General features: G+C 62.5%; 7 protein-coding genes. All 7 read left to right on the forward strand.

The window, feature by feature from the left end; genetic code table 11:
- Positions 1 to 66: 66 nt before the first annotated feature.
- Entirely contained in the window at positions 67 to 2,529 is a 2,463-nt protein-coding gene (locus CIT31_RS09440) for a glycogen/starch/alpha-glucan phosphorylase (protein WP_095518363.1), read from the forward strand.
- Positions 2,530 to 2,587: 58 nt separating this feature from the next.
- The gene (gene glgB, locus CIT31_RS09445; protein WP_095518364.1) at positions 2,588 to 4,801 is read left to right on the forward strand and encodes a 1,4-alpha-glucan branching protein GlgB; all 2,214 of its coding nucleotides are present in this window, start codon (positions 2,588 to 2,590) and stop codon (positions 4,799 to 4,801) included.
- 30 nt (positions 4,802 to 4,831) lie between these two features.
- The gene (glgC, locus tag CIT31_RS09450) at positions 4,832 to 6,097 is read left to right on the forward strand and encodes a glucose-1-phosphate adenylyltransferase (protein WP_095518365.1); all 1,266 of its coding nucleotides are present in this window, start codon (positions 4,832 to 4,834) and stop codon (positions 6,095 to 6,097) included.
- A gap of 3 nt (positions 6,098 to 6,100) precedes the next feature.
- Complete coding sequence (gene glgA, locus CIT31_RS09455; protein ID WP_095518366.1) at positions 6,101 to 7,546, forward strand: glycogen synthase GlgA; 1,446 nt, start codon at positions 6,101 to 6,103, stop codon at positions 7,544 to 7,546.
- Positions 7,547 to 7,552: 6 nt separating this feature from the next.
- Positions 7,553 to 9,181, forward strand: coding sequence for an alpha-D-glucose phosphate-specific phosphoglucomutase (locus CIT31_RS09460; protein ID WP_095518367.1), 1,629 nt, complete (start codon positions 7,553 to 7,555; stop codon positions 9,179 to 9,181).
- A 190-nt stretch (positions 9,182 to 9,371) separates the two neighbouring features.
- Positions 9,372 to 11,384, forward strand: a complete 2,013-nt coding sequence (gene glgX, locus CIT31_RS09465) for a glycogen debranching protein GlgX (protein WP_095518368.1) — start codon at positions 9,372 to 9,374, stop codon at positions 11,382 to 11,384.
- Positions 11,374 to 12,999, forward strand: a complete 1,626-nt coding sequence (bglA, locus tag CIT31_RS09470) for a beta-galactosidase BglA (protein ID WP_095518369.1) — start codon at positions 11,374 to 11,376, stop codon at positions 12,997 to 12,999. Before glgX ends, bglA begins: the two co-directional genes overlap by 11 nt.
- Positions 13,000 to 13,007 lie beyond the last annotated feature (8 nt).

Below are 13,007 nucleotides of genomic sequence, written 5' to 3' on the forward strand. Positions count from 1 at the left end.
GCGCTAGCATAGGCTGGGAGGAATGGTGAAAGCCGGTATGATCATGGCAACCGCACGAGAGGCAGCATGACGCGCGCGATGACATCCAAAGCTCCCATTCTCGAAAACTCCGATCCCAAGGCGCTTGCCGATGAAGTCTTGAAGGCCCTCAAATACAGGCTCGGCAAGGGTACCAGCGTCGCGACGCAATACGACTGGCTCACCGCCTCGATCAAGGTCGTGCGCGACCATATCGTCGATCATTGGATGCAGGCGACGCAAGAGGCCTACGCCCATCAGGAAAAGCGCGTCTATTACTTGTCACTGGAATTCCTCATCGGCCGCCTGATGCGCGACGCCTTCTCCAATCTTGGCCTGATGGATAATATGCGCGAAGCGCTGCGGTCTCTCGGCGTCGACCTCGACCTCATCGCGGCCCTCGAGCCAGATGCAGCGCTTGGCAATGGCGGTCTTGGCCGGCTCGCCGCCTGCTTCATGGAAAGCATGGCAACCGTCGACATTCCCGCGCATGGCTATGGCATTCGCTACGCCAATGGCATGTTTCGGCAGGAAATCCATGGCGGCTGGCAGGTTGAGCTGCCCGAGACCTGGCTCGATCACGGCAACCCTTGGGAGTTCGAGCGGCGCGAACGTTCTTTCGAGGTCGGTTTCGGCGGCTCGGTCGAATCGATCACATCGAAGGACGGCAGGCTTGAGCGCCACGTCTGGAAGCCGATCGAACATGTTCTGGCGGTTGCCTACGATACGCCGGTGGTTGGCTGGCGGGCCAACCGCGTCAACACGCTGCGGCTCTGGTCCAGCATGCCGATCGATCCGATCCTGCTCGACAAGTTCAACGCCGGCGACCACATCGGTGCGCTCGCCGAAAGCAACAAGGCCGATGCCTTGTCGCGCGTCCTTTACCCTGCTGATTCCCACAAGGCCGGTCAGGAGCTGCGGCTTAGGCAAGAGTATTTCTTTTCCAGCGCATCGTTGCAGGACATTATCCAGCGTCATCTCAGCCAGTATGGCGACCTGCAGTCGCTGCCCGACAAGGCGGCGATCCATCTGAACGACACCCATCCGGCCATCGCGGTGGCCGAGCTGATGCGCCTGTTGATGGACGTCCACGGCATGGATTTCGATCAGGCCTGGAGTATCACCAAGCGTACTTTCGGCTACACCAACCACACGCTGCTTCCCGAAGCGCTCGAAAGCTGGCCGGTGCCGCTGTTCGAGCGGCTGTTGCCGCGCCATATGCAGATCGTCTACGCCATCAACGCCGAAGTGCTGCTGGAGGCGCGCGCCTCCGACCAGTTTTCTGACGAGCAGATCAGCCAGATCTCGCTGATACAGGAGAATGGCGAGCGCCGGGTGCGCATGGGCAATCTGGCCTTTGTCGGCTCGCACTCGATCAACGGCGTCTCTGCCCTTCACACCGAGCTGATGAAGGAAACGGTGTTTGCCGAGCTCCATAGGCTCTACCCCGACCGCATCAACAACAAGACCAACGGCATCACGCCGCGGCGCTGGCTGATCCAGTGCAATCCCGGTCTCACCGCGCTCACCCGCGAGGCGATCGGCGACCGCTTCCTCGACGATATAGACGCAATCAAGGAGCTCGATGGTTTTGCCGACGACGCCCCCTTCCGCGACAAGTTCGCGGCAGTCAAGCGGGCGAACAAGGCCAAGCTTGCCAATCTCGTCGCCGACCGCCTCGGCATCAAGGTCGATCCCTCGGCGCTGTTCGACATCCAGATCAAGCGCATCCACGAATACAAGCGCCAGCTCCTGAATATCCTTGAAACAGTCGCCCTCTACGACCAGATCCGCTCCCATCCGGAGCGCAACTGGATGCCACGCGTCAAGTTCTTTGGCGGCAAGGCAGCGCCCAGCTATCACAACGCCAAGCTGATCATCAAACTCGCCAACGACGTCGCCAAGGTCATCAACCGCGACCCGGCCGTTCGCGGCTTGCTCAAAGTGGTGTTCGTGCCGAACTACAATGTCAGCCTGGCCGAGATCATGATGCCGGCCGCCGATCTTTCAGAGCAGATATCGACCGCCGGCATGGAAGCCTCCGGCACCGGCAACATGAAGTTCGCGCTGAACGGTGCGCTGACCATCGGCACGCTTGACGGCGCCAATGTCGAGATCAAGGAATGCGTCGGCGACGACAACATCTTCATTTTCGGCCTGACCACCGAAGAGGTCGCCGAGCGACGCAGCAACGGCTACGATCCGCGATCGGTGATCGGAGCCTCTTCCGAACTGGCGCAGGCCGTGGCTGCCGTTTCGTCGGGCGTCTTTTCGCCTGACGATCCGGAACGCTATCGCGACCTGATGAACGGCCTCTATCAGAGCGACTGGTTCATGGTCGCCGCCGATTTCGATGCCTACGCCGCCACCCAGCGCGAAGTTGACGCCGTCTGGCGCAACAGCCCGGATTGGTACGCCAAGGCAATCCGCAATGTTGCCCGCGTCGGCTGGTTCTCGTCCGACCGTACGATCCGCCAATATGCGAAAGAAATCTGGAACGTGCCGGTCTGATATGATTGCATGAGGCCACTAACAACGTGGTCCGGGTGCCGGGGAGGGTCACTGCCTGATGAGGAAGCCACGCGCGACCGCTGCGACAAGCGGGCCGGATGGACTGGCTTCAGCCGGTGATGTCGCGGCAATTGTCGCCGGCACGCATAGTGACCCTTTCGCTGTCCTCGGTGTGCACGAGGTTGACAACAGCTTTGTCGCCCGCTGCTTCGTCCCTCATGCCGAGTTCGTCACTGCCTATACGCTGACCGGCAAGAAAGCCGGCGAACTCTCCAGGCGCGACGAAGGCGGCTTCTTCGAGGGCCGCCTGTCGCTCAGAAAGCGTCAGCCGCTGCGCTATCACGCGCGCAATGCCGGTGGTGACTGGTGGCTGACCGATCCCTATTCGTTCGGTCCGGTGCTCGGTCCGCTGGACGACTATTACATCGCCGAAGGTTCGCACCTCAGGCTGTTCGACAAGCTTGGTGCGCATCTCATCGATCACGAGGGTGCATCCGGCGTGCATTTCGCCGTCTGGGCGCCCAATGCAAGGCGCGTCTCGGTGGTCGGCGACTTCAATGAATGGGATGGCCGCCGGCATACGATGCGCGTCCGCCGCGACACCGGCATCTGGGAGTTGTTCATTCCCGACATCGGCGCCGGCCGGCCCTACAAATACGAGATCATCGGGCCCGATGGCGTGAGGCTGCCGCTGAAGGCCGATCCGTTCGCTTTCAAGTCCGAACTGCGCCCGGCCACGGCTTCGGTGACGGCGCTTCCGCCGGCGCATCAATGGGGTGACGAGGCGCATCGCAATTTCTGGCGCAACGCCGATCCCAGGCGCGAGGCGGTGTCGATCTATGAGGTCCATGCCGGCTCCTGGCAGCTTCACGACGACGGCAGCTTCCTGTCATGGGACGAACTTGCCGGCCGGCTGATCCCATACGTCGTAGACACGGGTTTCACCCACATCGAATTCATGCCGATCTCCGAACATCCCTATGATCCGTCCTGGGGTTACCAGACGACCGGCCTCTACGCGCCGTCGGCCCGCTTCGGCGATCCGGACGGTTTTGCCCGGTTCGTCGACGGCGCCCACCGCGCCGGCCTCGGCGTCATCCTCGACTGGGTGCCGGCACATTTTCCGGTGGACGCGCATGGCCTGGCCAATTTCGACGGCACCGCGCTCTATGAGCATGCCGACCCGCGCAAGGGCTTCCATCCCGACTGGAACACCGCGATCTACAATTTCGGCCGGCGCGAGGTCGTCTCGTTCCTCGTCAACAATGCGCTGTTTTGGGCCGAGAAGTACCACGTCGATGGTTTGCGGGTCGATGCCGTCGCCTCGATGCTCTACCTCGACTATTCGCGCAAGGCCGGCGAATGGATTCCCAACGAAAAGGGTGGGCGCGAGAACCTTGAGGCGGTCAGCTTCCTCCAGAGGATGAACAAGGAGGTCTACGGCCATCATCCTGGCGTGATGACGATTGCCGAGGAATCGACCTCATGGCCAAGAGTTTCGCAGCCGGTGCATGAGGGCGGGCTGGGTTTTGGCTTCAAGTGGAACATGGGATTCATGCACGACACGCTGGAGTATTTCTCCAAGGAGCCAATTTTTCGCAAGCATCATCACAGCGACATCACCTTCGGACTGGTCTACGCCTTCAGCGAGAATTTCGTGCTGCCGCTCTCCCATGACGAGGTCGTGCACGGCAAAGGGACGCTGCTCGGCAAGATGGCCGGCGACGACTGGCAGAAATTCGCGACGCTGCGCGCATACTACGCCTTCATGTGGGGTTACCCCGGCAAAAAGCTGTTGTTCATGGGGCAGGAATTCGCCCAGCGCCGCGAGTGGAGCGAGGCGCGCGCGCTCGACTGGAACCTGCTCGATTTCCAGGCCCATCGCGGCGTCTGGCAGACCGTGCGCGATCTCAACTATCTCTACCGCTCACGCCCGGCATTGCATGCTCGCGATTGCGAGCCGGAAGGCTTTTCCTGGCTGATCGTCGACGATAGCGCGAACTCTGTCTTTGCCTGGCTGCGCAGCGCGCCGGGCGGAAACCCGGTTGCCGTCATCTCCAATTTTACACCGGTGCCCCGTGACGATTATCGCGTGCCGTTGCCGACGGCTGGAAGATGGCGCGAAATCATCAACACGGACGCCACCGACTATGGCGGTTCCGGCAAGGGCAATGGCGGTGCCGTCGAGGCTCGGGCGGAAGGAGGAGGCATCTCGGCGACGATCCTGTTGCCGCCACTGTCGACGATCATGCTCGAATTTGCTCCGGACTAAGCGATGTCTCGCGTAACTTGGGAGGATAAAATGGCAGAGATAAAACGGACCCAGCCGCTGGCGCGCGATGCCATGGCCTATGTTCTGGCCGGCGGCCGTGGCAGCCGCCTCAAGGAATTGACCGACCGGCGCGCCAAGCCCGCAGTCTATTTCGGCGGCAAGACGCGCATCATCGATTTTGCGCTCTCCAATGCGCTCAATTCCGGTATTCGCCGCCTCGGCGTCGCCACTCAGTACAAGGCACACTCGCTGATCCGCCACCTGCAGCGCGGCTGGAACTTCCTGCGGCCCGAGCGCAACGAAAGCTTCGATATCCTGCCGGCCAGCCAGCGCGTGTCGGAAACGCAATGGTATGAGGGCACGGCCGACGCCGTCTACCAGAACATCGACATCATCGAGGCCTACGGGCCCGAATACATGGTCATCCTGGCCGGCGACCACGTCTACAAGATGGACTACGAGCTGATGCTTCGCCAGCATGTCGACGCCGGCGCCGACGTCACCGTCGGCTGCCTCGAAGTGCCACGCATGGAGGCGACCGGCTTCGGCGTCATGCATGTCGATGCCAAGGACACCATCATCTCCTTCATCGAGAAACCGGCCGATCCGCCCGGCATTCCAGACAAACCGGATTTTGCCCTGGCTTCAATGGGCATCTACGTGTTCAAGACCAAGTTCCTGATGGAGCAACTGCGCCGCGACGCGGCCGAGCCCGGCTCAAGCCGCGACTTCGGCAAGGACATCATCCCCTATGTCGTCGAGCACGGGAAGGCGATCGCCCATCGCTTCGCCAAATCCTGCGTGCGCTCGACGGCCGAGAACGAAGCCTACTGGCGCGATGTTGGGACGGTCGACGCCTATTGGGAAGCCAATATCGACCTCACCGACATCACGCCGGAGCTCGACCTCTACGACCGCGACTGGCCGATCTGGACCTATGCGGAGCTGAAGCCGCCGGCAAAGTTCGTGCATGACGAGGATGGCCGCCGCGGCTCGGCTGTGTCGTCGCTCGTATCAGGTGATTGCATCGTCTCTGGTGCTTCGCTGAAGCGAAGCCTGATCTTCACCGGCGCGCGCATCAACTCCTATTCGACGCTCGAGGAAGTCGTCATGCTGCCAGACTGCCAGGTCGGCCGGAACGCAAGATTGAAGCGCGTGGTGATCGACCATGGCGTGAGGATACCGGAGGGGCTGGTGGTCGGCGAGGATCCCGTTCTCGACGCCAAGCGCTTCCGCGTTTCCGAAAAGGGCATCTGCCTCGTCACGCAGGTCATGATCGACAAACTGGGATTGTAATGAATGCAGGTTCTGTCGGTCACGCCCGAAATATTTCCTCTGATCAAGACTGGCGGGCTTGCCGACGTGACCGGCGCATTACCCATCGCGCTCGCCGGCAAGGGCGTGACGATGCGCACGCTTGTTCCCGGCTATCCCCAGGTGATGGATGCCTTCAAAAGGAAAAAGCCCGTTCACCAATATCCGCTGCTGCAAGGCGGCAAGGCGTCGGTCCATGCCGCCCAGATTGCCGGGCTCGACCTGTTCGTGCTCGACGCGCCGCATCTGTTCGATCGTCCCGGCGGTCCCTATGGCAACGCCACCGGCGCCGACTGGCCGGACAATTGGCGGCGTTTCGCGGCCTTGAGCCAGGTTGGCGGCGACATCGCCGGCGGCGCCATCTCGGGCTACCAGCCGGATATCGTCCATGCCCATGACTGGCAATCGGCGATGACGCTGGCCTATATGCGCTACGGCAAGGCGGTCGGCACGCCGTCGATGATAACCGTCCATAACCTGGCTTTCCAGGGTCAGTTCGGCGCCGGCATCTTTGGCGAGCTTGGCTTGCCCGCGGCGGCCATGGCGCTCGACGGCGTCGAGTATTATGGTGGCGTCGGTTTCCTCAAGGCTGGCCTGCAGGCCGCCTGGGCGATCACCACAGTCAGTCCGACCTATGCGCAGGAGATCCGCTCGCCGGAATTCGGCATGGGGCTCGATGGCCTCCTCAACATGCGCTCCGTCGATCTCTATGGCATCGTCAACGGCATCGACACCGAGATATGGAACCCTGAGACCGACAAGCATTTAGTCTCCAACTACACGGCGAAGACATTGAAGGCGCGGCACCCCAACCGGACCGCCGTCGAGGATCGTTTCAACCTTGACCGCGACGACAGCCCGATCGTCTGCGTCATCAGCCGGCTCACCTGGCAGAAGGGAATGGACATACTGGCAGCGGCCGTCGACGGAATCGTTGCCAGGGGCGCGCGTTTGGCGATCCTGGGGTCTGGCGACGCCGGCCTCGAAGGTGCCCTCCTGGCCGCCGCCGCTCGCCATCGCGGTCGCATCGGCGTCGTCGTCGGTTATGACGAGGCGCTTTCCCACACCATGCAGGGCGGCTGTGACGCGATCATAATCCCGTCGCGCTTCGAGCCTTGCGGGCTGACGCAGCTTTACGGCTTGCGCTATGGCTGCGTGCCGCTCGTCGCCCGCACCGGCGGCCTTGCCGACACCGTCATCGACGCCAATGAAGCGGCGATATCGGCAGGTGTGGCGACCGGCTTCCAGTTCGCACCCGCCGATGCCGGCGCCTTGCTGCACGCCATCCGCCGACTGGTCGAGGCACACGCCAACCCCATGGTCTGGACGTCGATGCAGCGGCAAGGCATGAAGGCGGATGTGTCGTGGGATAAAAGCGCAGAAAAATACCTTCAACTCTATCGCTTGCTGCTTTCGAAAAGGGCTGTCTGACGCATCATGATACGAACCGTCGCCACCAAACCCTACTCCGACCAAAAGCCCGGCACGTCCGGGCTGCGCAAGAAGGTGCCGGTGTTCCAGCAGGAGCACTATGCCGAGAACTTCATCCAGTCGATCTTCGATGCGCTGGATGGTTTCAAGGGAAAGACCCTGGTGATCGGCGGCGACGGCCGCTTCTACAACCGCGAGGTCATCCAGACGGCCATCGCCATGGCGGCGGCAAACGGCTTCGGCAAGGTGATGGTCGGGCAGGGCGGTATATTGTCAACGCCGGCCGCTTCGCATGTCATCCGCAAATACAAGGCCTTCGGCGGCATCATTCTGTCGGCCAGCCACAATCCGGGCGGCCCGCACGAGGATTTCGGCATCAAATACAACGCCGGCAATGGCGGCCCGGCGCCGGAAAAGCTGACCGACGCGATCTTCGCCAAGACCAAGGTAATCTCCAGCTTCAAGATCGCCGACATCGGCACGGTCGACCTCGACACGATCGGCACCGTCGAGGCGGGCGGCATGACGGTCGAGGTGATCGACCCGGTCGCCGACTATGCCGAGCTGATGGAAAGCCTGTTCGATTTCGATGCCTTGCGTGCGCTGTTCAAGTCAGGCTTCCGCATGCGCTTCGACGCCATGCATGCCGTGACCGGTCCCTATGCCAAAGAGATCCTGGAAAACCGGCTCGGCGCGCCGAACGGTACCGCCCGCAACTTCATCCCCCTGCCGGATTTCGGCGGCCACCACCCAGACCCCAACCTGGTGCATGCCAAACACCTCTATGACGAGATGATGGGACCGGATGCGCCGGATTTCGGAGCTGCTTCTGACGGCGACGGCGACCGCAACCTGATCATCGGTAAGGGCATTTTCGTTACGCCGTCGGACTCGGTGGCCATGCTTGCCGCCAACGCCCATCTGGCACCGGGCTACAAGGCCGGCCTGAAAGGCATTGCGCGTTCGATGCCGACCAGCGGTGCAGCCGACCGCGTCGCCGAGAAGCTCGGCATCGGTATCTATGAAACGCCGACCGGCTGGAAATTCTTCGGCAATCTGCTCGATGCCGACATGGCAACGATCTGCGGCGAAGAAAGTGCCGGAACCGGCTCCAACCATGTGCGCGAAAAGGACGGGCTGTGGGCCGTGCTTTTGTGGCTCAATATCCTTGCTGCCCGCGGCGAAAGCGCCAAGCAGATCGTCACTGAGCACTGGGCCGCCTATGGCCGCAATTACTACTCGCGCCACGACTATGAGGAGGTCGAGACCGACCGCGCCAACGCGCTGGTCGACGAGTTGCGGGCGAAACTCGCATCACTGCCCGGCACCAGCGTGCGTGGCATGAAGATCGCCAGCGCCGATGATTTCGCCTACCACGACCCGGTCGACGGCTCGATAGCCAAGAACCAGGGCATCAGGGTGCTGTTCGAAGGCGGATCGCGCGTCGTCTTCCGTCTTTCCGGCACCGGCACCTCGGGCGCGACGCTGCGCGTCTATATCGAGCGCTACGAGCCGGACAAGTCCAGGCATGATCTCGACACGCAGGAGGCGCTTGCCGACCTGATTGCGGCAGCCGATGATATTGCCGGGATTCGCAGCCATACCGGCCGCGCCAAGCCGAGCGTGATTACGTGAAGCTGGCGCGGCGCGCCTTTCCTTCTCCCCTTGTGGGAGAAGGTGGATTGGCGCGTAGCGCCGAGCCGGATGAGGGGTGTTGGACGGAGTGCTGTCGGTGCCTAGCTGGAGCACCCCTCATCCGTCGCCTTTGGCGACACCTTCTCCCACAAGGGAAGAAGGGGGAGCCAACCTGCTGCTGCGAGTGTGCGTGACCTCACTCGGCGCCACCGTTACCCGCGAAGGCATTCGCTTTGCCGCATGGTCGTCTGCAGCCAGCCGGCTCTGGGTGTCGATCTTTGATGAGCAGGGTAACACGGAGACCGACCGGCTCGAACTCCAGCCGGAAGGCGAGGGCGTTCACGCGCTTTTCGTTGCCGGCCTCGCTGCCGGCACCCGATACGGGTTTCGCGCCGATGGCGACTATGCGCCCGAGAAAGGGCTCTGGTTCGATCCCGACAAGCTGCTGGTCGACCCATATGCCGTCGAGATCGACAGGCCTTACGTCTATGACATCAGGCTCGCCGCACGACGGGGCGAGGGCACCGATACCGCGCCGCTGCTGCCGAAAGCGATTGCCGCCACCCTGCCGCAACCGGTGCCTGCCTTGCCGCCGCTATTCCAGCCCGGTGGCCTGATCTACGAAGTGCCGGTGCGCGCCTTCACAATGCTGCATCCGGACATCCCGAAGCCCCAGCGCGGAACGATTGCAGCTCTTGCCCATCCGGCCATCGTCGAGCACCTGAAAAAACTCGGGGTCGGGGCGGTCGAACTGATGCCGGTGACGGCATCGATCGATGAGCGGCATCTGCCGCCGCTCGGGCTGCGTAATGCCTGGAGCTACAACCCCGTGACCTTCATGGCGCTCGATCCGCGCCTGGCGCCCGGCGGTCTCGCGGAATTGCGGCAGACCGTCGCCACGCTGCGTGAGGCCGGCATCGGCGTCATCCTCGACCTCGTCTTCAACCACACCGGCGAAAGCGACAGGCTTGGGCCGACGCTGTCGCTGCGCGGCCTCGACAGCCGCGCCTACTTCCGACATTGGCCGGACGGCAGCTTGGCTAACGACACCGGCACCGGCAACACGGTCGCCTGTGATCATCCGATCGTCCGGGAAATGATCCTCGACACGCTTCGTCACTTTGTCCGCCATGCTGGCGTCGACGGTTTCCGCTTCGATCTGGCGCCCATTTTGGGTCGGGTCGATGGCGTATTCGACGCGGCGGCACCGTTGCTTATGGCTATTCGGAACGACCCGGTCCTTAGTGACAGGGTGCTGATCGCCGAGCCTTGGGATATCGGCCCGGACGGCTATCAGCTTGGCAATTTTCCGCCGCCCTTCCTCGAATGGAACGACAAATATCGCGACGACATCCGCCGGTTCTGGCGCGGCGATAGCGGCATGGTCGGCGCGCTGGCGACCCGGCTTGCCGGCTCGTCCGACGTGTTTGCCAAGCCAGGCCACCAGACAAGCCGCAGCGTCAATTTCATCGCCGCGCATGACGGCATGACGCTGGCCGACATTGTTGCCTACGAGCACAAGCACAATGAGGCCAATGGCGAGCAGAACCGCGATGGCCACGACGACAACTTGTCCTGGAACAATGGCGTCGAGGGTGAGACCGGCGACCGGGGGATCGTTACGGCTCGTTTCGATGACCAGTGTGCGCTGCTCGCGACACTGTTTGCCTCGCGCGGCACGGTCATGCTGACCGCCGGCGACGAATTCGGCCGCACCCAGAAGGGCAACAACAATGCCTATGCGCAGGACAACGAGATCACCTGGCTCGACTGGACCGGGCGTGACCAGGCGTTGGAACAATCCGCCGTTTTGCTCGCCGCGATGCGTCGTTCCGTGCCGGCGCTTTCCGACACGCGCTTGCTGACCGGAGAGCCGCGGCCCGGGTCAGAAATACCGGACGTCGTCTGGCTGACTGAAACCGGCATGCCGCTCGATGAGGCAGGCTGGCACGATTTCGGGCGGTACCGCCTGATCATGATGCTCGGCGGCGATGATTGCCGCCTTGCCGTGGTCATCAATGGCGATCGCCGGGCGTGTATGTTCACGCTGCCGGAGCGCGACGGATTTCGCTGGGAGCCAGCCATCGAAACACCGGACGGCGCAGCCGGAATTTCACGGCCGGTGGCGGGGCGAACGGTGATTTTCATGATCGAACACAAAGCCGCGCAGGCTCAGATAAAGGAGAACGGCGGTGGCAAGTGACAACGCCGAGTGGTGGCGCGGCTGCGTCATCTACCAGATCTACCCGCGCTCCTTGCAGGACACGACAGGGGACGGCAGTGGCGATCTGCGCGGCATTGTCTCAAGGCTGGCTCATGTCGCATCGCTTGGCGTCGACGCCGTCTGGCTGTCGCCCTTCTTCAAGTCACCGATGGCCGATATGGGCTACGACGTATCCGACTATACAGCCGTCGACCCGATGTTCGGCATATCAGAGGATTTCGAGACGGTGGTCGCCGAGGCGCACCGTCTCGGCCTGAAAGTCATTATCGACCAGGTCCTGTCGCATTCGTCCGACCGGCACGAATGGTTCGTCGAAAGCCGCGCGAGCCGCGATAACCCTAGGGCGGACTGGTATGTCTGGGCCAATCCGAGGCCTGACGGCACCGCGCCCAATAACTGGCTGTCGGTCTTTGGCGGCCCCGCCTGGGAGTGGGACGCGACCCGCAGACAATACTACATGCATAATTTCCTCGCCTCCCAGCCGGACCTCAATTTCCACAATCCGGAGGTTCAGGACGCCTTGCTGGAAACGGTGCGGTTTTGGCTGGAGCGCGGCGTCGACGGCTTTCGGCTCGATACGGTCAACTACTATGTCCATGACCGCTGGCTGCGCAGCAACCCGCCCCTGGCGTCGAGCGTCGCCGGCACCAACACCGAAACCAATCCCTACCTCTATCAGGAGCATCTGTTTGACAAAACGCAGCCCGAAAACCTCGCATTCCTCAAGCGGTTTCGGGCGCTGCTCGACGAATATGAGGGCCGCGCCGCCGTCGGCGAGGTCGGCGACGAAACCCGTTCGTTGCAGACGCTCGCCGCCTACACCAGCGGCGGCGACAAGCTCGACATGTGCTACACGTTCGACCTGCTCGGTCCGCAATTCTCGGCAGCACATGTACGCGGATGTGTCGAGGCTTTCGAGAGTACGGTCTTGGACGGTTGGGTCTGCTGGGCGTTTTCCAACCACGATGTCGTTCGCCATGTGACACGCTGGACGAGGCCTGGCGGCGATCTGGAAAGGACGGCGAAGTTCTCGATCGCGCTGCTGTCATGCCTGCGTGGATCGATCTGCCTCTATCAGGGCGAGGAGCTCGGGCTGGAGGAGGCGGAATTGGCGTTCGAGGATCTGCGCGATCCGTACGGCATCCGCTTCTGGCCGGGATTCAAGGGCAGGGATGGATGCCGCACGCCGATGGTCTGGGAGAAAGGCGCCGACAATGCCGGGTTTTCAACAGGCGAGCCGTGGCTCCCGATCCCGGAAAGCCATCGCGCCCGCGCGGTCGATGTCCAGAACGGCGAGGAAAAGTCGGTTCTAGCCAGCTACCGGATGATGCTTGCTTTGCGCAAGCAGCATGCGGCGCTGGTTCGGGGCTCGATCCGGTTCCTCGATGCCGAGCGCGATGTCCTTGCCTTCATCCGCGAAGGCGGCGGCGAAAAGCTGCTTTGCGTCTTTAATTTCGCCGATGAGCCAGCCAATTGGCGGTTGCCGCAGGACGTCGATGTCGCAGAGACGATCGATCTTGGGGTTGGTGGGGCCTTCCAGAACGGCGCTCTGTCACTGCCGCCGCTAAGCTGCTTTCTCGGACGAGCCGGCTGATCTCTCTA

Source organism: Mesorhizobium wenxiniae (assembly GCF_002284535.1).
GTDB classification, from domain to species: domain Bacteria; phylum Pseudomonadota; class Alphaproteobacteria; order Rhizobiales; family Rhizobiaceae; genus Mesorhizobium; species Mesorhizobium wenxiniae.

What these genes read in the sequence shown, in the direction of transcription:
- glgB (WP_095518364.1), top strand. Translation starts at nt 2,588, where the DNA reads ATGAGGAAGCCACGCGCGACCGCTGCGACAAGCGGGCCGGATGGACTG.
- glgC (WP_095518365.1), top strand. Translation starts at nt 4,832, where the DNA reads ATGGCAGAGATAAAACGGACCCAGCCGCTGGCGCGCGATGCCATGGCC.
- CIT31_RS09440 (WP_095518363.1), top strand. Translation starts at nt 67, where the DNA reads ATGACGCGCGCGATGACATCCAAAGCTCCCATTCTCGAAAACTCCGAT.
- CIT31_RS09460 (WP_095518367.1), top strand. Translation starts at nt 7,553, where the DNA reads ATGATACGAACCGTCGCCACCAAACCCTACTCCGACCAAAAGCCCGGC.
- glgA (WP_095518366.1), top strand. Translation starts at nt 6,101, where the DNA reads ATGCAGGTTCTGTCGGTCACGCCCGAAATATTTCCTCTGATCAAGACT.